The following is a 19,323-nucleotide window of genomic DNA, read 5'->3' on the forward strand; positions in this document are numbered from 1 at the left end:
ATTTTACAATGGTCTGCTTCCTGTCTTAAAATTCCCACACACCTCGCAAGATTTTATCTCGCATGATTTTCTTTTTATTTTAATGGGTTGCATAAAATACAGGGTTATGTTTTTAACTCTGAATTAAAATACAGAGTCGTTGGCGACTCTGTATAGACTCTAATCAGAGTCGACTCTACACTCTAACTAGACTCTCCCCTTGTGAGACAAGGCTTAAGGCAGAGTACACTCTGGAGTGTACTCTGATTTTTAAGGGGGTCAGAGTCGCCATTTTTTAGCCGGTGAATCTGGTGCGAATCCCATAAATATTATTGACGACTCTGCGAAAAATACGAATAATATTAATATAAATAACTCGAAAAAATCCTTTAAATAAAAAACATTAACAACAAAAGACTAGTGCATTCAAACTGCAACGGTAATGCCATGGTCTGGGAAATAGTTACAGTGAAAAAAGTCAGGCACGATAGCCGGGCAATACAGCCAGAGTTGATGTCCGTAGAGGCCTCTCCCGCCTTATCTCACCTGTACTCGTATAATCCCGCTAAATCCCTGAAGAGAAGCTCAAAACGACATAACCCATAAAGTAAACATGGGTTATGATGCTGTCTGCCCAAAAGGCTGATGGGGTTGTTACTGGGCCTGGTGATCTTCACCGGGGCGGTAGTGTGTTCGTTCTCAATAGCCGTGTCGGAGCGAGTTGTTGTTGAGAATAACACGCTGGGTGTTGCACCTCCGGTTCCGGTGCCTGTTCCCGGGGTTCCGGTAAGCCCGGGAGATCAGGTCACCAAAAACGCCAATGACAAAATAGCGTCAGCTGTGGATGATCTGTTTGATGCAGTTGATAAAGCCACTCAGTGTAGCTTTGGGCGTGCATGTTCTTCGGATGATTCAAATCAGGAATCGAAACCCAACGTTGCCGGTAACATGACGGATGAGGAGAAGGCTGAATATGGCGGGGCTGGTTCAGGCTCTCCGACTCCACCAGAAAATGATCATGAAAAACAAGAAAGTAAGCCTGTTAATAAACTCAATCAAAAGCAAGAAAGTGCTATCAAGAAGATCGATAACACTATAAAAAATGCTTTAAAAGATCATGATATCACAGGAACGCTTAAGGATATGGATGGTAACCCTGTGCCTAAGGAAAGCGGTGGATATTGGGATCACATGCAGGAAATGCAAAATACCCTCAGGGGCTTAAGGAATCATGCAGACACATTGAAAAATGTTAATAATCCTGAAGCTCAAGCGGCATATGGTCGCGCAACAGATGCGATCAATAAAATTGAATCTGCCTTGAAAGGACATGGGATATGATAACTTTCCGTAAGTTGATGGGAAAAATAAATTCAAAACCAAACTCTGTTCAGAAATCATCGCTTGAACAATGGTTTGAACGTGTCATTGATATACCAATAGAAGAGCTGTCCGTAGAAGATCTTTGTCGTGCTATTCGTCAGGATCTCTTTATCGACCAGCTAATGCCAAGAGTATTAAAAGTATTGGAGGAAGAACCATTGGCGGGGGAATATTACGATGGTGAACTCATTGCAGCTCTGGCAACAGTAAAAGTAGAGGATCTAAAAAGTCATATGGACTGTTTTGAACAGGCTAAGATGATTATAAATAAAATAAACACTTCAGATATTGATAATGAATTAAGAAAGGATATATTGAAAATCAATAATATAGGTACGTGAGAAAAAGAAGCTTGCTCTCGCAAGGTAGTAGTGTGAACGTGTTCAGGTAAAGAAGGTGCGTCGGGGCAAAATACGCAAGTGAGAAGGCTGAGGCCGAGATATATCAGCTTCTGTCTGAACTGAAAAATCTGGACGCAGATGAGAAAAAACAATCGTTTAGTGGATGTTGGTTAGTATAAAATAGGACCCTAAGCAGGATTGAAGAAAGTTTTTTACAGTATTTGCTGAGCCATTTCTCTCAAAACTTAACGGCTCTAACAGTCCCGACCTCATATCCTGGCCCTTCAAAAAGGACTAATCAAATGATTTATCTGCTGTTAGGAATTGCGCTGTTCGCATTTTTCGTCGGAACTGTCGTGTTTGTCCGTTTTAGTAAAGTGACGGGAAGAAGCGTTCAGTCACCTCTAACCACGATGTTTTTCTTTGATGCGCTCTTTTTTGGTCTGGGTAGTAAGCGAGACATGAACATTGCAGCATCTTCATTTATCGTCTTTCTAGTCAGTATCTGGGGATTAACTTATTTAAAATTAAGCACTCATTTTTTGGGAAGTCGCGAAAGTTATTTTGGTTTTGCGATCGCCGGAATTTTATTTCTGATTATGCATTGCCGCTATTGTGCAAAAAATGTCGTTATCAAAAATGATGGCCTGGCCCCCATGAGAGAGTTGATTAATATCCGGCGATCCGGCCTTACCAGCCCCTTTATATGGTTAAGCAGGGCCGGATATCTGGGGTTCTTTATTGGCATACTTCACTGAAGCGAGATGCGAAAAAACAGCCTCCGTGCCCATTGAGACTACCCCAGCCTCTCCACCCGCGTCTCCCCTTCCGTCATCGACAGCTGATACAGCGAAAACGTTCGCTGCTTCTCAATCAACTGCGCCAGCTCCGGCGAGTGGCTGGTGAGCCAGATCTGCGAGTAGCGGCTGGCCTCGGCGATTAAGCTCGCCAGGGCGGGCAGCATCTGCGGGTGCAGGCTGTTTTCCGGTTCGTTCAACGCGATAAACGCCGGTGGGCGCGGGCTTAACAGCGCTACCGCCAGGCACAGGAAGCGCAGGGTGCCGTCGGAGAACTCCGCCGGTTCAAGCGGTCTGCTCAGCCCCTCGCGCTGCATCATCATGCGAAAACGTCCGCCGGTGTTGTCGCTGTAAAACACGCAGCCGGGGAAGGCCTGGTCAAGGATGCGCATCAGCAGCAGCTCGTCGCCAATCTCGACGATGGTCTGAAACGCGGCCGCCAGGTTAGCGCCGTCGCTGGCCAGCACCGGGGAGCGGAAACCGACCTGCGGGGCCCGCATCGCCGAGCCGATTGATACAGAAAACTCATGATAAAAGCGCCAGTTACGCAGGGACTCGCGCATCTGCGACACTTCCGGGTAAAGGTGTGGTTCGCCGAGCTGTCCGAATACCGATTCGTTCTCGTACAGCGTGCCGCTGTGGGTTACCTTCTCGTGATGCACGTTGTTCAGAAACACCGCCTGGTTCTTACGCTTCATCAGCTGTGACGAAGGTCGACGGTGCTGGCCGCTCAGCCAGATGGACTCCTCTTTGATCACCGGGTCGAGCTGAAACTGCGAGGGATAGGGCAGCTTCTCCACAAACCCGACCTGCAGCTCGTATTCGTAGCTCTCTGTTTCCACCGCGAGGTTCATTCGCCGCAGCTGGTCGCTACGGGTTTTGCCTGCCCAGAACACCTTCAGAATGCCGCCCTCGTTCGCCAGCGCCTGGGAAAACTGCCCCTGGGCGGCGCTGTGCATCAGGTGTATCGCCTTGTAGATATTTGATTTTCCAGTGCCGTTCGGCCCGAAGACGATATTGAGCTGCTCCAGCTCCAGCGACATCTCGCGGATGGATCGATAGTTTTGAATGTGCAGGGTGTGGATCACAGGCAGGCCCCTTTCGCAGAATAAGCCTGTATATAATCACAGTCTTTGAGATGAAATGCAAAAAAGAGACGACAGTGAGGATGTCGTCTAAACGGGGTACTGCTTTGGGCCTCTACGGGTCAATGGGGCCTTCGCATTTTTATGATCACTTGACTGCCAGACGCAGACCCAAATCATCAGGATAGGGATCAAAGTAGTTTTGCGTCATCAGATACCGGTCGGGGTATTCGGCCAGGTAGTGCTTCAGCAGCGTGATCGGGGCGAGGATAGGCAACTGTCCGTTGCGATAGTGCAGGATCACGTCGCGCAGCTCGCCGCGCTGGCGGGTGTTAAGCTGGTTACGAAAATACCCCTGAATATGCATCAGCACGTTGGTGTGATTCTTACGCGAAGCGGGTTTTTTCAGGATGGTCATCAGCTTTTCCCGGTACGCCACGAAGAAAGCGTCCAGGTCTTCCCACTCGTGCAGCGAGGCAACGAACGGGCCGATTTCACGGTAACCCGCCTGATGGTGCGCCAGCAGCTGGAGTTTGTAACGGCTGTGGAAGTCCAGCAGCGCGCGGCGCGTGAGGCCATTTTTACGCAGCGTGTTCAGTTCGTGCAGGGCAAAAACACGTTCGACAAAGTTTTCCCGCAGCACCGGATCGTGCAGACGCCCATCCTCTTCCACGGGCAGCCACGGCCAGGTTTCAAGGAGGGCGGCGGTGAACAGCCCGACCCCCTCCTTGCGGCCCCGGTTGCCGTTTTCATCATACAGACGCACGCGTTCCATGCCGCAGCTTGGGGATTTAGCGCAGACGATAAAACCGGCGAGATCGCCGATTTTCGGCAAAAAATCTGCTGTAAAGTCCGCCATTTTCTGCGTAACATCTTCGTGAGGCGCATGGCTAAAACGCATCTGCGTTTCACCGTGTTCCGTCACGATCAGACGCAGCGCCGGGCGAGGGGTCGGCAGGCCGATGGCCATTTCCGGACAGACGGGCCTGAAATTCACCCACTGGGCCAGCTCATCCATGACGAAGCCCATACGCTTGTGTCCGCCGTCAAAGCGAACGGCGGATCCGGTCAAACATCCGCTAATACCCAGCACTGGTTTCGTCGTCATGGTGTCGTCCTCCCGTTCATATAATTAAAACTTACACAACATGACTAATTTGTCCAAGTATTCGCGGAACTATTTTTTTTATTCCTTTAGAATCAATGCGTCTTAGCTGCCCTTGTAAGTCGAGTAACCGTACTGGCTCAGCAGAAGCGGGATGTGCAGCTTCTCGTTGGTGCGGGTCACGGTAAACAGCACCGGAATCTCCGGGAAGAAGGAGTCGAGCTTTTTGCCGTGGAAGTACTCTGCGGTTTTGAAGGTCACTTTATACACGCCAGGCTGCATGTCCTGGTCCTGCGGATAGAGCGATTTGATGCGTCCATCCTGGTCAGTTTTACCGCTGGCGATCGGGGTCCATTTGTCCTGCTGCTGCTTTTCCAGCGTGACGGTGACGCCCGGTGGAGGCGTGCCGGTTTGCTGGTCGAGGATGTGTACGCTCAGGGTGCCAGCAGGAGCGGCGCTAAAGGCGGCAGGGGTAAAGGCCATCGCGGCCAGCATCAGCAGAGGGGTAGTTTTTTTCATGGTGTTTTCCTGTGGAGTTATTCGTCACAGGAAAACGTTAGCATCTGCGGCGCGGGAAAATATTCAACTTTTCGTGAAGATTCCCGCAGGAGAAAATGATCAGAGGATAATCACTTCAAGCGATACCTGCTGCTGCCACTGCTCCACCTGCTTTTTCCGCGCCGCGGTGAGCTTGCCGCTGGTGACCAGAAGCCATTTGCGCTCCGGGAAAATTTCCGGGGCCAGCGCGGCCGGAGGCGAGGGCAAAATGTCGATTCGGTGTCCCTGTCCGGTGCGCGTTAAGGCTTCGAGCCAGATCTCGCAGGCGTCGTTCAGGTGCCAGCCGCTGAGCAGAATATTATCGCCCGGCGCTTTTTTATCACCCTCGAGACAAAACGAGGTGTAGGCGATGATGATGCCGTCGAGGATTGCGCGCAGGGTCATGGCGGCGGCCACGTTGGCGGATACTTGGCTGCGCAGCGGGCGCAGCACGTTCGCGACCAGTTCGGGTCTTGGGTACTCGCGTCCGGCGTCGTAAATCATCTGGCGCAGGGACTCGACTTTGCCGTCCTGCAGGCGTTGCAGCATGTTCTGCTGCAGGGTTTGCCAGTTGTTAGTCCGGCCCGGCGTCGGGCGTTCCAGCAGCGGCTTGACCTGGCCGATCGGGACGCCTTTTTTTACCCAGTCGAGGATTTTGAGCGCCTGCTGGACGTCCTCATCGCTGTACTGGCGATGGCCGCCTTCCGTGCGCTGTGGCTTGAGTAAACCATAGCGACGCTGCCACGCCCGCAGGGTGGTGGCGGTGATGCCGCTGAGTCTGGCGAATTCGCCGATGGAGTAAGCCATGTCCGTGTCCAGAGTGGAGGAATACTCTCAATATACTACGAATTTTCCCGAACGGGATGAAGCGCCGAAACGGTGCACTACACTTAACATCCAACCGTGCAAATGAAAGGAATTCTCATGAAGCTATGGCCTGTTGTGACCGGTGTTGCGATTGCTTTGACGCTGGTCGCCTGTAAATCCCCCACGCCGCCGAAAGGCGTGCAGCCTATTACCAACTTCGAAGCCAGCCGCTATCTCGGCAAATGGTACGAAGTCGCCCGTCTGGAAAACCGCTTCGAACGCGGGCTGGAGCAGGTGACGGCAACCTACGGCAAGCGCAGCGACGGCGGTATTAGCGTGCTCAACCGGGGCTACGATCCGGTGAAGAACAAGTGGAACGAGAGCGAGGGGAAAGCGTACTTTACCGGCGAACCGACCACGGCCGCGCTGAAGGTCTCCTTCTTCGGCCCGTTCTACGGCGGCTATAACGTGATCAGACTGGATGACAAGTACCAGTACGCGCTGGTCAGCGGCCCGAACCGCGATTACCTGTGGATCCTGTCGCGCACGCCGACCATCCCGGATGCGGTGAAGCAGGACTACCTCAATACCGCGCGCAGCCTGGGCTTCCGGGTTGACCAGCTGGTGTGGGTGAAGCAATAAAAATCGTGCTTTCTTCCTGGGGCATTACTGGCTGGCCTGGATAGACTTCCGTTAAAAGCCTAACGGGGAGAAGACGACATGAACTGGCAGCCTTTTCGCGGCGATGCGCCGGAAAATATGACGATTTTCAGCGCGTCATTTCCCGACGTCAGCGACCAGTGGCCGATGAAAGACGATGCTGCCCGTGAGATCGCCTCCCTTGACCGCGCCCTGAAAGCCGAGCCAGCGCTCCGGCCGCCGCGGGTGGAATACGACGAAGGCGGGCAGGCCGTGCTTGTCCCCCAGAACCGCTATTCCGAACAGGCCTTCCGTAACCGCCCGGCCCTCACCGCGTGGCGCACCCGGCTGGTCCCCTCCGCGCTGGCGCTGTTTGTGGTGCAAAACCCGCTGGAAGACCGCCTGCCCGACGGAACAAAAATGGACAGCGACAGCCGCCTGTGGTTTATCCACGCAAATGATGCCATCGGCGTGCGTTCCCGCGCCCGGGTGCTGGCCGCGCTGGTGGATAAGTACATTCACAATGAGAGCGAGAACAACTGGGTCAGCCTCGCGAGCGGCGCTGCTATCCCCGTGCTGGAGGCGCTGCGTGAAGCAAAGCTTGATGGCCAGCAGGTCTATCTCACGCTGGTGGACAAAGACCCCGTAGCGCTGAGCTGGGCGGAAACCATGGCGGCGCAGGAAGGCATTGTGGTGGGCGAACAGCTGACGCTGCTCAGGCGCAACCTGCTCCATACGCTGGTGCGTAACGAGGACCTGCTGCTGGAGCTGGGCGAGCATCAGGCCGAACTGGTCGACGCGCTGGGGATATTTGAATACTTCAACGATACCGATGCGGTGATTTTCCTCCAGCGCGCGCTGCGGCTGGTCAAGCCCGGCGGGGCGGTGATTGTGTCGAACATGCTGACCAGCAGCCCGCACATTGACTTTGTACTGCGCGGTATTGGCTGGGAGGATATTCACCCAAGGACGCTGCAGCAGCTGCAGGACATTCACCTCGCGGCGGGCGTGCCGGTGGAAAACGTCACCGTGGTGGTGCCGAAGGACGGGGTGTATGCGGTGATGGAGATTAGGGTTTAGCTCGATCTGTTCCCTCTCCCTGAGGAGTGTACGGTCCGGGGTGAGGGGGAACAGACCGCAAAGCGTGGCTTGAAATAGTTGGGTTTTCCAATCATGATCCCCCCATGAAAATAGAAACTGCACTCCCCACACACTTCGAACGTCTGGTCGCGATCTGGGAATCCTCTGTTCGCGCCACCCATCACTTTTTACAGGAAAGCGATATTGCGGCGCTGCGCCCGCTACTGCTCAACGCCTATCTGCCAAACCTTAAAGTCGTGATCGCTCGCGATGACGCAGGCGTTATTCACGGCTTTTTAGGCGTGGATGAAAACCGCATTGAAATGCTGTTTGTTGACGATGCGAGCCGGGGGAAAGGCGTCGGGAAATTGCTGCTGCAACACGCCATCGCAGTGTTCGGCGCGAACGAAGTGGATGTGAATGAGCAGAACCCGCAGGGTGTGGGATTTTATCGCCATATGGGGTTTGAGCAGGTCGGGCGCTCGGAACAGGACGGGCAGGGGAATCCGTTTCCGTTGCTGCATATGCGGTTGGGTGGGCAGGTTTAACGCCCTCTCCCTCTGGAGAGGGAGTCTGCAAGCTAGTTACTGGTAATTTGCCCGATGATTACGCCAAGCATTTTTTCGCCATCGAAGGAATAAGAGACCGTATTACTCTGGATGAATCCATCCTGCACTGGTGTCTCATGATAAAAGAGCATCGCTTTCTTTTTGGCGATCTCCTTATTACCGAACAGTTTAACTAAATTCCCGTGAGTAGCATTCAACAACGGAACATTAGCGACTGAGACTTTGACAGGTTCCGTTGTTTTTGCACACTCTTTATGAATCCCATCCCTGGCTATGGCTAGTGCCGTTAACAATCCTGCACCCATTTCGTTATCCGAGATGAACCAGTAATTCGTGCCATCGTCGTCATGGAGGCAGATCCAGCGCGCGGAACTGTCTTTGTTAACGGGGGAACTGGTGATATCTGACAGGTGAGTAGCCTCCATTTGTAGGGTTTTATTGCCTATAATGATGGTTGGGAAAAGGGGTACTGTCGTTGAATTTTCCGTCAGTGAGTCGTCTTCATCGTAATACTGGGACGCGAAGCCACTCATTTCGGTTGCTGAGACGTGCGCACTGGCTGCTATGAGTAATGGCAAGAAAAAAAATAAATACTTCATTTGACAATCAATACCGTATCGTTGCTTTTCCATATACTCCTTCTGGCACTCAGAGGTGCAATGATGCAGCCCTCTGAAGAGTCGTCAGGGTGCAAACTGCTTTTACCATGAATTTTAAATGAGTCTCTACCGCACATATCATTTGTAGAGTAGGGTGTGAGGCTAAGAGTGTATTTTCCAGTATGAGCAGAATTATGGGGGGACCCAATAGTGTAGGTACCCCTCGGCAAAGGTCCGCTGTTTTTTACACATTCTTGTGACGGATCGTTTTTGTAACCACTTGCACCTGCATAATCTGCATCAAATTGGTAAATACCATCCAGATAAAATTTATGCTCTTTTACATCATATTCCCAGGACATACTTTCTCCTTAAGCGCGTTCTTTCCAGGTATCAGAGTGAATGATGTTTCCATCAATATAGTGCCATGTGATTTTTTCATATGTCAGATCTACATATTCATGGTGTGTATTGTGTTCGTTTTGCGGATGTTTAATATCAAACATGACAGGTTCGATTTGAACAACTCTTGCGTTTTCTAAAGTTGTCTTGAAGTAAGCCTCTTCAAGCCCGTTATAGTTTATCCTGTAAAATATGAATTCTGCTTTTTTTAGCGTTTGCCCAGTGCACAAGGCTTTGTATAGATAAGAGGATGATGAATCAATCTCTTTCATGAATGCATAGGTACTACAAATGCGTTTCGCTGTGATTTTTCCGGAGAGTTTATCTATCGGTTGTTCTATAGAGTGCATAAACTCAACCACTTCTATTGAACCTTCGCGATCTTTTATATCGACAGATCCATTAATCCTCCGGCCTGAATCATCCTCGAGCCATAAGTAAACAGGTATAGCCATCTCAATCTCCTTTTATAGACTGAGGGAAGCTACTCTTCATTAATAGTTTAAATTGTGACGTACATTTCAAAACAGTAATGCTAAGGAATTTTGGTTGGTTTAAAAGAGAGTTGTTGTTGCGAGATATGGGTAGTATCAATTGATGTTTAAAGTTTATAAGGTTGATTTATGGCTGTTCTTTCATCGTAAGAATAGTGAATACTAAAAGATAGTATCAAATATTGAAATGATGAATATCATTAAATAATGAACCTATACCGGTATTAGCGCTTAGCCTGCTTATCCCATTTTAATAAGCCGATGATATCTTTCTCACCTTCGGCTTCTTTCAGCAGGCGCTGCTTTTTTTCATACTCAACGTATTCTGAGCTCGCCTTTTCATCAGCTGCTTTCTTGCTGATCTTGCCTGCTCCTTCTAAAACGTCCCGGTCATTAAATTGCAGGAACTGATCGAGTTTGGTTTGCCAGTCTCGTAAAAATATCTGCTTGCGGCGTTTGGCCTGATCTTCGGTAAACTCGAGCCACATATTAACGACGCGATTAAGCTCGCTCACCTCATCCTGAGAGAGATAATTTTTTGCAGTGGTGACATCGCTTTTACGGACTTCTTCGCCTTTATAGCTGGTCATCCCCATATGCGATTGAGTGGCTTCGAAACGCTGGTGAATCAACTCAGTAGCAGTGTGGCCCGTGCAGGCAAAATGCAGTTTTCTGGAAGAATTCCGTCGTCTCTTTGAACGACGACTGATAGTCAGCGGCTAATGAGAAATCTCCCTTGCGCGGAGCGGACGCGATAGCCGATGGCAAGAATGACGGGCAGGCTAAAATATTGAACGTTATATGCTTTACCATCGCTGGCAGTTGTTCGGTAAAACCGTACAACTGAATTTTCGACCAGCTCACCCTCATCAAAAATGTTCTTGATATGCCCACTGATCGTTGCTTTGGCTTTGCCGTACAACTCACAGATCGTGGCCTGTGAGAGCCGCAACGTATCGCTTTCGAAGCGGCATTCAATTCGAACTTTTCCATCCTTGCTGGCAAACATGACGAACTCACCGGCTGGTGAATTAATTAATTCTTCATATCTCATCCTGCAACCTCTGCTCCTGCTCGTTATACGCCACCAGAACGATGCATCCTTTTCTCACCTTTACTGTTACCTGCTGTCTGGTATCAAACCCCGCCGCGTGTAGCCACTTGCCGGAAAGGATGCTTTTCGGCGTGCATTTGTCGAAAACATTCGGGCGGTATCCCACAATTAACGAACACTTGGTTCTGGATTGGTCGGTGTCTGGGCTGAATGCGAATCAGCCATAATCAACTAAATGATAGTTGGTGAGGTTAGTTTTTGACGTTTTAGAAACTCATTACTAGGCCGTTTCGATTTCAGTAGTCACAACAATAATGGCGTGGTATAAAAATAGTATAATTCGATTCTAGTAAATCGTAAAAATTGAACCTTGAAATGATTTTTTATTAAGGAGTAGTATCAAAAATTAGAAAGTCATCCTATAGGAAACATATATAGGATAGGAGTTGAAACCTAATCTTGATATTAATCACACATACTTAACAGCAATTTAATAAATTTCACAATGGAAGAATTTATATGATTGTAGGACTTTTTTTAAGAAATTTTAAAATTTATAAAAACATGAATTTTATCCCATTTGTCACATCTGAAAAAGATAGGATGTCTATTTTTGCTGGTGATAACGGAGCCGGTAAATCAACTATACTAGAAAGTATTCATTGTTTGATGAATAACATAGATAGTAAGGAGTGGGCTTATACAGTAGGCCAAAAGAAAGATAGTGCACATATTTTCCCTTTATTTTTGATAAAAAAATCAAATTGGGATGATGATGATCCTCAAATGGCAAGAATTTCCCACTATTTTTGGGAGCATCATTTTAATGAGATGCCAGCGAATGAAGTCACAAAAAGTTTCATAAAATATAGAAACAAGCTAAAGGAATGGTATCACCCAAGCGATTATTATCTTATAGCGATAGGCAAAGATTATGAAGGTAATATACTGCTTACTACGACTTTCCATAATAAAATTAGTAATGCAACAAAAAAAGATGGTGTATCTAAAGATAAAATAATAAGTATATTTAAAAGGATTTTAGAAAGATATCGTTACATATATCTTCCTGTTGAAAACAAGATAAGTGATGTACTTTCTTTGCAGGCGCAGGAGATGCAAGGAATGATGGATAAAACCGTGTCAGATGAGATTAGGCAATTACTTTCATCTAAAGATCATTCATTACCCTCAAAAGAAAACTCAATTCTTAAGCCAGGGAGGCCTCGCAAGAAACCATTAAAATATAGCGTTATAGACTTAATTAATCAGAAGTTAGAATCCTACATTGAAAGTTTAAATAAAAAAATACCTGAAGGTTATAAATTCGAATATAAAGGAGCAATTAAAAGACCTATAAAACCTACAGATATACTTGACTCAATTTTCGTTAAATATTTCTCACTTAGACCTTTATCAAAAAACTCTAAAAGTATCAACAACTTAAGTTCTGGTGAGCAACGCTTGGCTTTAATTGATATTGCAACAACCTTATTATCAACCAAGGAGGAAAAAGAAAAAGAAGTAATATTGGCGATTGATGAGCCTGAAGTTTCTCTGGAATCTGCACATCGTTTTGAGCAGTTTTGTAGCTTGATCGAATTATCTGAAAAATATGGTCGACAAATATTTGTAACAACACATTGGTATGGTTTGGTCTTGAGACCTATTGAGGGTTCATTACATTTTGTTTGTAAGAGTGAAAATTTAAAAATAGAAAGTTTTCCATTAAATAATCTTCAAGAAAGTAGACGTGCTTTCCCAAATTCTATAGAAATTAGAAGCTACTTTGATTTGATGGCGTCCATGCTGACTCTTCTTAAGAAGAAAAGTTATAACTGGATATTTTGTGAGGGAACAGAGGATTACTTATATCTCAAGCGATATTTAGAAAATAGAGTTAATAATTTATATATATTACCATTTAATGGGTGTGGAAATATTAAAAAAATATTTGATTTCCTTCAGGTTCCATTTTCTGACTCACAAGAAAACAAAGAAATCAAAGGCAAAGTTATGTGCCTCATTGATACAGACGATAAGAATGTAATTCGTATTGACGGCTATAAGAAGAGTAATTATAAAAATAAACTCGGCTTTTTTAGGTTAAGTTTAAATAATGACGAAAGTGGTCTAATTTCAATTGCGTCTACTATGGGGATTAATACTGAAATTGAAGATTTACTTGATCCTAAAATTTTTTGGGACGTGCTTCACAAAATTAAAGAGCAAGATGAAATTCTACATGAGTTTTTAAGTTTTTACAAATTAAATGAAGAGATGGATTTTGTTAATCTAAGCGGTGGTGTTGCTTTTTTAAAACCAACATCAATTGAGGGGTATGAAAAGAAAGAAGAATTTTATGAATATTTAACTTCTCAAAGAATGAAATCATTAATATCAAACATGTATGTTAAAGATCTAAATAATTTGAGGGTAAGAAAGTGCGATAAATGGCTCACAGATATAATCGATTTCTTCGAGAATGGAGATGAACAAAACATAATGGAATAAATGGACATTTTTGGCGGAAGATCACAGGAGTCGAACCTGCCCGGGAACGCTGGCGTCCCCAACTGGATTTGAAGTCCAGCCACCTCACCGGAGATGACGATCTTCCGCGCCTGCATTGCTACATGGAGGCGGGGCGCATTATAGCTACTTTCAGGCATTTACCACATACCCCACACCACTTTTTTCATCTCTCTTTTGACCTGTACCCCCCTGTTTCAGTTAATTCCTAAGAAAATCCTCATGTTAGCCCTTCGTGCTCCCCAATATTTACCGCGATCACAAAAAACAAGAAACGTAATCTGCTAACCAGAAAACGCAATACCCGCTCAAGAAACAATGGTTTAAAAACACTGTAACCGGTCTCAGCGCCCCCTATAGCGTGAAGGATAAAAAAAGATGAGCGAAGTATTGTCAGTAAAAGAGAAGATTGGCTACGGCATGGGAGACGCCGCCAGCCACATCATTTTTGATAACGTCATGTTGTACATGATGTTTTTCTATACCGATATTTTCGGCATTCCCGCCGGATTTGTCGGCACCATGTTCCTGCTGGCGCGCGCGCTGGATGCGATCTCCGACCCGTGCATGGGGCTGATTGCCGACCGCACCCGCAGCCGCTGGGGCAAGTTCCGACCGTGGATTTTGTTCGGCGCGATCCCGTTCGGCATCGTCTGCGTGCTGGCCTACACCACGCCGGACCTTAGCCTCAACGGCAAAATGGTTTATGCCGCCGTGACCTACACGCTGCTGACCCTGCTCTATACCGTGGTTAATATTCCTTACTGCGCGCTGGGCGGCGTGATCACCAGTGACCCGACGCAGCGTATCTCCCTTCAGTCCTGGCGCTTTGTGCTGGCGACCGCGGGCGGCATGCTCTCCACGGTGCTAATGATGCCGCTGGTGAAGCTGATTGGCGGCGACGATAAGGCGTTCGGCTTCCAGGGCGGCATCGCCGTGCTGTCGGTGGTCGCGTTCCTGATGCTGGCGTTCTGCTTCTTCACCACCAAAGAGCGCATCCAGGTGCCACCGAGCACCACCTCCATGCGCGAAGACCTGCGCGATATCTGGCAAAACGACCAGTGGCGCATCGTGGGCGTGCTCACCATCCTCAACATCCTTGCCGTCTGCGTGCGCGGCGGCGCGATGATGTACTACTGCACCTGGATCATGGGCTCGCCGGAAGTGTTCGTCGCGTTCCTCACCACCTACTGCGTCGGCAACCTGATTGGCTCCGCGCTGGCGAAACCGCTCACCGACTGGAAGTGCAAGGTCAGCATCTTCTGGTGGACCAACGCCGCGCTGGCGGTGGTCAGCGTGGCGATGTTCTTCGTCCCGATGCATGCCACCGTGGTGATGTTCGCCTTTATCTTCGTCATTGGCGTGCTGCACCAGCTGGTGACGCCGATCCAGTGGGTAATGATGTCCGATACCGTCGACTACGGTGAATGGACCAACGGCAAGCGCCTGACCGGCATCAGCTTTGCAGGCACGCTGTTCGTGCTGAAGCTGGGTCTGGCGCTGGGTGGGGCGATGATCGGCTGGATGCTGGCAGGCGGCGGCTACGACGCGGCGGCCAAAACCCAGAACAGCGCGACCATCAGCATCATTATCGGCCTGTTTACCCTGGCCCCGGCGGTCTGCTATGTGCTGAGCGCCATCATCGCCAAACGCTACTACACGCTGAAAACCCCCTTCCTGACCAAAATCCTGGGCGAACTGGCACAGGGCGCACGCCGCAATCAGCAGGAATTTGAAAACCTGCCGGTCAGCAAAGAATTACAGAACTAAGAGGACGAGAGTATGAAAATCAGTGATGGAAACTGGCTTATTCAACCAGGCCTGAATGTGACCTATCCGGTTCAGGTGTTCGACGTGGAGCAGCAGGGTAATGACCTGGTGGTGTATGTGGCGCCGCGCGACGTGCGCGAACGCACCTGGCAACTCGACACGTTGATGTTCACGGTGCGCCTGTTTGCCCCGCAGGAAGGGATTGTCGGGGTGCGCATCGAGCATTTCCAGGGCGCGCTGAACAACGGTCCACATTATCCGCTGAACGTCCTGAAAGACGTGAAGGTTGAGATCGAAAACAACGCCGAATTTGCCGAGCTGAAAAGCGGCAGCGTCAGCGTGCGCGTCACCAAAGGCGAGTTCTGGGCGCTGGACTTCCTGCGCAACGGCCAGCGTATTACCGGCAGCCAGCTGAAAAATAACGGCTACGTGCAGGACAGCAATACCCACCGCAATTACGTTTTTGAGCGTCTGGATCTGGGCGTGGGGGAAACGGTCTATGGTCTGGGCGAGCGCTTCACCGCGCTGGTGCGCAACGGCCAGACGGTCGAGACCTGGAACCGCGACGGCGGCACCAGCACCGAGCAGTCCTATAAAAATATCCCGTTCTACCTGACCAACCGCGGCTACGGCGTGCTGGTGAATCATCCTGAAAACGTCTCGTTTGAGGTCGGCTCCGAGAAGGTCTCTAAGGTGCAGTTCAGTGTGGAAGGGGAATATCTTGAGTACTTCGTGATCGACGGCCCGACGCCGAAAGAGGTGCTGAACCGCTATACGCAGTTCACCGGGCGTCCGGCGCTGCCGCCTGCCTGGTCGTTCGGCCTGTGGCTCACCACCTCGTTCACCACCAATTACGACGAAGCGACGGTGAACATCTTTATCGACGGTATGGCCGAGCGCGACCTGCCGCTGCACGTCTTTCACTTCGACTGCTTCTGGATGAAGGCCTTCCAGTGGTGTGACTTCGAGTGGGATCCGGTGACCTTCCCGGACCCTGAAGGAATGATCCACCGCCTGAAGGAGAAAGGGCTGAAGGTCTGCGTGTGGATTAACCCGTACATTGGCCAGAAGTCGCCGATCTTCCAGGAGCTGAAAGCGAAGGGCTACCTGCTCAAGCGCCCTGACGGCTCCCTGTGGCAGTGGGACAAATGGCAGCCGGGGCTGGCGATTTACGACTTCACCAACCCGGACGCGTGCCGGTGGTATGCAGACAAGCTGAAAGGCCTGGTGGATATCGGCGTCGACTGCTTCAAGACCGACTTCGGCGAGCGTATCCCGACGGACGTGCAGTGGTTCGACGGGTCCGATCCGCAGAAGATGCACAACCATTACGCCTACATCTATAACGAACTGGTGTGGAACGTGCTGAAAGATACGGTGGGGGAAGAAGAGGCGGTGCTGTTTGCTCGCTCGGCGTCAGTGGGTGCGCAGCAGTTCCCGGTGCACTGGGGCGGCGACTGCTACGCCAACTACGAATCAATGGCGGAAAGCCTGCGCGGCGGGCTGTCGATTGGCCTGTCCGGCTTCGGTTTCTGGAGCCACGATATCGGCGGGTTCGAAAACACCGCCCCGGCGCACGTCTACAAGCGCTGGTGCGCGTTCGGGCTGTTCTCCAGCCACAGCCGCCTGCACGGCAGCAAATCCTACCGCGTGCCGTGGGCGTACGATGACGAGTCCTGCGACGTGGTGCGCCACTTCACGCAGCTCAAGTGCCAGCTGATGCCGTATCTGTACCGTCAGGCGACGCTGGCGCGCGAGTTCGGCACGCCGATGCTGCGGGCGATGATGCTGGAGTTCCCGGACGATCCGGCGTGCGATTACCTCGACCGTCAGTACATGCTGGGGGATGCCCTGATGGTCGCTCCGGTGTTCGCCGAGGCGGGGGACGTGCAGTTCTACCTGCCGGAAGGCCGCTGGACGCACCTGTGGCACAACGACGAAATCCAGGGCAGCCGCTGGCATAAGCAGCAGCACGATTTCATGAGCCTGCCGGTCTACGTGCGCGACAACACGCTGCTGGCGCTGGGCAATAATAACCAGAAGCCCGACTACGCGTGGCACGAGGGGACGGCCTTCCAGCTGTTTAACCTGGATGATGGCGCAACGGCAGTGAGCGAAGTGCCTTCGGCGAACGGCGCGGTGGCGTTTACGCTGAAGGCATCGCGTCAGGGCGACATCGTGACCTTTACCGGCACGGGAGACGCGCAAAACTGGTCGGTGTGTTTGCGCAACGTGCAGACGGTGAGCGGCGTGAAGGGCGGTTCGCAGGCGGGCAGCGAGTGGGGCGTGGTGGTGAAAGCCGAAGGGGACGAGGTGGTGGTTCAGCTCTGAGGTGGAAAATGCCCGGTGGCGCTTCGCTTACCGGGCCTACAATCCCATGTAGGCCGGGTAAGGCGTAGCCGCCACCCGGCTTGTTTATTGCACAGGCGTTGAAACCTCGCCGCCCGTCATCGTCTGCTCTACCTGCTGCTTATCCATATTCACCGCGCTCAGCTTCCCATTCACCGTTGGCTTCAGCGGCGCACTGGCCTGCACGCTGCCGCTGGCGGTGAGCTGAATATTACCGTCGCCTGCAATCGGCAGCGCAGGCCAGCCCCACTGCTGCAGCACGTTGAGCGGTACGCCGCGCCCGTTCAGGCTCACCGCGGTCTGCCGCTGCGGGAGTTGTGAAACGGTCGCCGTCGCTTCCAGAATGCCTTTTTCGGTAAACGCGCTGAGGTCGGTAATATTCACCGTGGCGGCGTTGGCATTCAGCACCAGCGACGGACGACGTACGTCGACGCGGTTAAAGGTTGCCGCCGCGCCGTTCAGGGTCGCGCTGCCGCCCCAGACGCCCCACTGACGATCTTTCACCAGCTGCAGGTTTGCGCCATAGCCATCCAGAGAGGTGATCTGCCACGGGAAGGCAGGATCGATGTCGATCACCAGGTTACGGCTCAGGCCGAATTTTTGCAGCGTGACGCTGTTCAGCCATTCCGGCAGAGGCGCCATCCACAGCGTTTTCCAGTTCTGCGGCAGGGTGTACTCCAGCCCGGCGATGGCGACATCGTCCAGCACCAGCGCTTTACCGTCGCGCAGCCAGTTGCCGGAGGTGCGCACCATGCCGCCTTCCCAGCGGGAGGTAAACTGACGCAGCGCCATTCCCTGCGGGGAAAACTCCGCATTCAGGATCGGGTCAAACAGATGCAGCGAGCCGTAGATAAACTCGCTGGCGTTCATCGACAGACGGCCCTCCTGGCTCTGCCAGTCGCCTTTGCTGAGAGTCAGGTTGCGCAGGCTTAAATCGAGATCGGTCACCGCCCAGTCCGGGCCCTGAAGCCGGGCGTCGGTCACGTCCAGACGACCAATCTGCAGAGAGGGGATAGTGGCCAGCGGCGCGAAGAACGCGGTCAGCGTTTTATCGCTCTGCAGGCGGATTTCGTTCAGGCGCATGGTGTCGATAATCCAGCTCCCGTCGGCGTTGCGCAGAGCGGAGCCGGTGAGTGAGCCGCGGGCCATATCGGCACCAATCGTGTTCAGCACCACCTCCTTGCCGTTAAGCTGGCCCTCGATCAGCACGTTGGTGGCCGGTACGCCGTTCAGAGTCAGCGAGCCTGCGCTCATCTGGATCTGCGCGTGATTACCCAGCACGTTGCCCGCTTCCGGCTGCCATGGGCTGACGCCGCCCGTCACCTTCTGCGCGCTCAGATCCCATTCGGTATTCGGGCTGTTGAACGCCATGTTGTTCAATTGCAGACGATCGGCCTGGAAAGGCAGCGGCGCGGTCTGTGGGGAGAGATTAAGCGTGCCGTCGAACAGGGTGATGGTGTCCACGTGCAGCGGATCGGTTATCTGGCGGCTACTCAGGCCGATATCCACTTTTTTGGCAACCAGGGTGGCGGGTTTTCCGTCCCGACCGAAGGTAACGTTTTCCAGAATGAGGTGGGAAGGCGACGAAAAGCGGTGATTCATCTTGTCGAAACTGAGTTCGTAGTTGGTATTCACCGTAACCCAGCTGCTGACCTGAGCCGCACCCCAGCGGGTCTGGAGCAGAATATAGAGCGCCAGCATCACAATGAGCAGGGCTACCAGAAGATAGACGAGTAGCTTTCCAATAAATTTCATGGTCTTCCATCCCGCAAAACGCACATAAGGGAGTTATGCACGATTT

17 protein-coding genes, 1 tRNA gene and 2 pseudogenes are annotated in these 19,323 nt (G+C 51.1%); 9 read left to right on the forward strand and 11 right to left on the reverse strand.

The features are described 5' to 3' along the window. Nucleotides 1–624 precede the first annotated feature (624 nt). From ABFV38_RS00280 to ABFV38_RS00290, 3 genes are all read left to right on the forward strand, one after another. Nucleotides 625–1,320 carry a polymorphic toxin type 28 domain-containing protein gene (locus ABFV38_RS00280; RefSeq protein ID WP_248222735.1) on the forward strand — a complete coding sequence of 232 codons (696 nt, stop codon included), beginning with the start codon at nt 625–627 and terminating at the stop codon, nt 1,318–1,320. Next, nucleotides 1,317–1,703 (forward strand): contact-dependent growth inhibition system immunity protein, encoded by a 387-nt coding sequence (locus ABFV38_RS00285; protein WP_235400517.1) that lies wholly within the window; start codon nt 1,317–1,319, stop codon nt 1,701–1,703. The genes ABFV38_RS00280 and ABFV38_RS00285 overlap by 4 nt, the downstream gene beginning before the upstream one ends. A 302-nt stretch (nt 1,704–2,005) precedes the next feature. Continuing rightward, nucleotides 2,006–2,461: a hypothetical protein gene (locus ABFV38_RS00290; RefSeq protein ID WP_348958131.1), complete on the forward strand. Its 456-nt coding sequence runs from the start codon at nt 2,006–2,008 to the stop codon at nt 2,459–2,461. Between the two features lie 38 nt (nt 2,462–2,499). On the opposite strand, the gene ABFV38_RS00295 is transcribed toward ABFV38_RS00290, so the two are convergent. The 4 genes from ABFV38_RS00295 to ABFV38_RS00310 form a co-directional block, all read right to left on the reverse strand. After that, entirely contained in the window at nt 2,500–3,588 is a 1,089-nt protein-coding gene (locus ABFV38_RS00295) for an AAA family ATPase (RefSeq protein WP_348958132.1), read from the reverse strand. A gap of 145 nt (nt 3,589–3,733) precedes the next feature. After that, nucleotides 3,734–4,693: a DUF523 and DUF1722 domain-containing protein gene (locus ABFV38_RS00300; RefSeq protein ID WP_048030819.1), complete on the reverse strand. Its 960-nt coding sequence runs from the start codon at nt 4,691–4,693 to the stop codon at nt 3,734–3,736. Between the two features lie 102 nt (nt 4,694–4,795). After that, nucleotides 4,796–5,209, reverse strand: a complete 414-nt coding sequence (gene uraH / locus ABFV38_RS00305; RefSeq protein ID WP_048226512.1) for a hydroxyisourate hydrolase — start codon at nt 5,207–5,209, stop codon at nt 4,796–4,798. A gap of 99 nt (nt 5,210–5,308) precedes the next feature. After that, nucleotides 5,309–6,034 (reverse strand): MerR family transcriptional regulator, encoded by a 726-nt coding sequence (locus ABFV38_RS00310; protein ID WP_048030818.1) that lies wholly within the window; start codon nt 6,032–6,034, stop codon nt 5,309–5,311. A gap of 117 nt (nt 6,035–6,151) precedes the next feature. On the opposite strand from ABFV38_RS00310, the gene ABFV38_RS00315 reads away from it, so the two are divergent. The 3 genes from ABFV38_RS00315 (at nt 6,152) to ABFV38_RS00325 (ending at nt 8,301) form a co-directional block, all read left to right on the forward strand. Continuing rightward, nucleotides 6,152–6,676: a lipocalin family protein gene (locus ABFV38_RS00315; RefSeq protein WP_008500115.1), complete on the forward strand. Its 525-nt coding sequence runs from the start codon at nt 6,152–6,154 to the stop codon at nt 6,674–6,676. 78 nt (nt 6,677–6,754) lie between these two features. Further along, nucleotides 6,755–7,753, forward strand: a complete 999-nt coding sequence (locus ABFV38_RS00320) for a class I SAM-dependent methyltransferase (RefSeq protein ID WP_348958134.1) — start codon at nt 6,755–6,757, stop codon at nt 7,751–7,753. 104 nt (nt 7,754–7,857) lie between these two features. Beyond that, nucleotides 7,858–8,301, forward strand: a complete 444-nt coding sequence (locus ABFV38_RS00325; RefSeq protein WP_348958136.1) for an acetyltransferase — start codon at nt 7,858–7,860, stop codon at nt 8,299–8,301. A gap of 32 nt (nt 8,302–8,333) precedes the next feature. Here ABFV38_RS00325 and ABFV38_RS00330 read toward each other — a convergent pair whose 3' ends face one another. From ABFV38_RS00330 to ABFV38_RS00350, 5 genes and pseudogenes are all read right to left on the reverse strand, one after another. Further along, nucleotides 8,334–8,954 (reverse strand): hypothetical protein, encoded by a 621-nt coding sequence (locus ABFV38_RS00330; RefSeq protein ID WP_348958137.1) that lies wholly within the window; start codon nt 8,952–8,954, stop codon nt 8,334–8,336. Further along, nucleotides 8,918–9,283 carry a tlde1 domain-containing protein gene (locus tag ABFV38_RS00335; protein WP_023345185.1) on the reverse strand — a complete coding sequence of 122 codons (366 nt, stop codon included), beginning with the start codon at nt 9,281–9,283 and terminating at the stop codon, nt 8,918–8,920. The genes ABFV38_RS00330 and ABFV38_RS00335 overlap by 37 nt, the downstream gene beginning before the upstream one ends. Before the next feature lie 9 nt (nt 9,284–9,292). Next, complete coding sequence (gene tssD, locus ABFV38_RS00340) at nt 9,293–9,778, reverse strand: type VI secretion system tube protein TssD (protein ID WP_048030814.1); 486 nt, start codon at nt 9,776–9,778, stop codon at nt 9,293–9,295. A 263-nt stretch (nt 9,779–10,041) separates the two neighbouring features. After that, a pseudogene (gene rhuM / locus ABFV38_RS00345) lies at nt 10,042–10,871 on the reverse strand (RhuM family protein). Continuing rightward, nucleotides 10,861–11,096 (reverse strand): annotated as a pseudogene (locus tag ABFV38_RS00350) (SymE family type I addiction module toxin). Before ABFV38_RS00350 ends, rhuM begins: the two co-directional pseudogenes overlap by 11 nt. 294 nt (nt 11,097–11,390) lie before the next feature. On the opposite strand from ABFV38_RS00350, the gene ABFV38_RS00355 reads away from it, so the two are divergent. Next, on the forward strand, nt 11,391–13,385 hold the full coding sequence (locus ABFV38_RS00355; protein ID WP_348958139.1) for an AAA family ATPase: 1,995 nt from the start codon (nt 11,391–11,393) through the stop codon (nt 13,383–13,385). Nucleotides 13,386–13,396: 11 nt separating this feature from the next. Here ABFV38_RS00355 and ABFV38_RS00360 read toward each other — a convergent pair. Beyond that, nucleotides 13,397–13,491, reverse strand: a tRNA-Sec gene (locus ABFV38_RS00360). Between the two features lie 290 nt (nt 13,492–13,781). Between ABFV38_RS00360 and ABFV38_RS00365 the strand changes: the two genes are divergently transcribed. Together ABFV38_RS00365 and yicI are read left to right on the forward strand one after the other, a co-directional pair. Further along, on the forward strand, nt 13,782–15,173 hold the full coding sequence (locus ABFV38_RS00365) for a glycoside-pentoside-hexuronide family transporter (RefSeq protein WP_262752423.1): 1,392 nt from the start codon (nt 13,782–13,784) through the stop codon (nt 15,171–15,173). A 12-nt stretch (nt 15,174–15,185) separates the two neighbouring features. Further along, complete coding sequence (gene yicI, locus ABFV38_RS00370) at nt 15,186–17,504, forward strand: alpha-xylosidase (protein WP_348958141.1); 2,319 nt, start codon at nt 15,186–15,188, stop codon at nt 17,502–17,504. 84 nt (nt 17,505–17,588) lie between these two features. Here yicI and ABFV38_RS00375 read toward each other — a convergent pair whose 3' ends face one another. Further along, nucleotides 17,589–19,277: an AsmA family protein gene (locus tag ABFV38_RS00375; protein WP_348958143.1), complete on the reverse strand. Its 1,689-nt coding sequence runs from the start codon at nt 19,275–19,277 to the stop codon at nt 17,589–17,591. Between the last annotated feature and the right edge of the window lie 46 nt (nt 19,278–19,323).

Source organism: Enterobacter cloacae complex sp. Mu1197 (genome assembly GCF_040059225.1).
Taxonomy (GTDB): Bacteria; Pseudomonadota; Gammaproteobacteria; order Enterobacterales; family Enterobacteriaceae; genus Enterobacter; species Enterobacter quasiroggenkampii.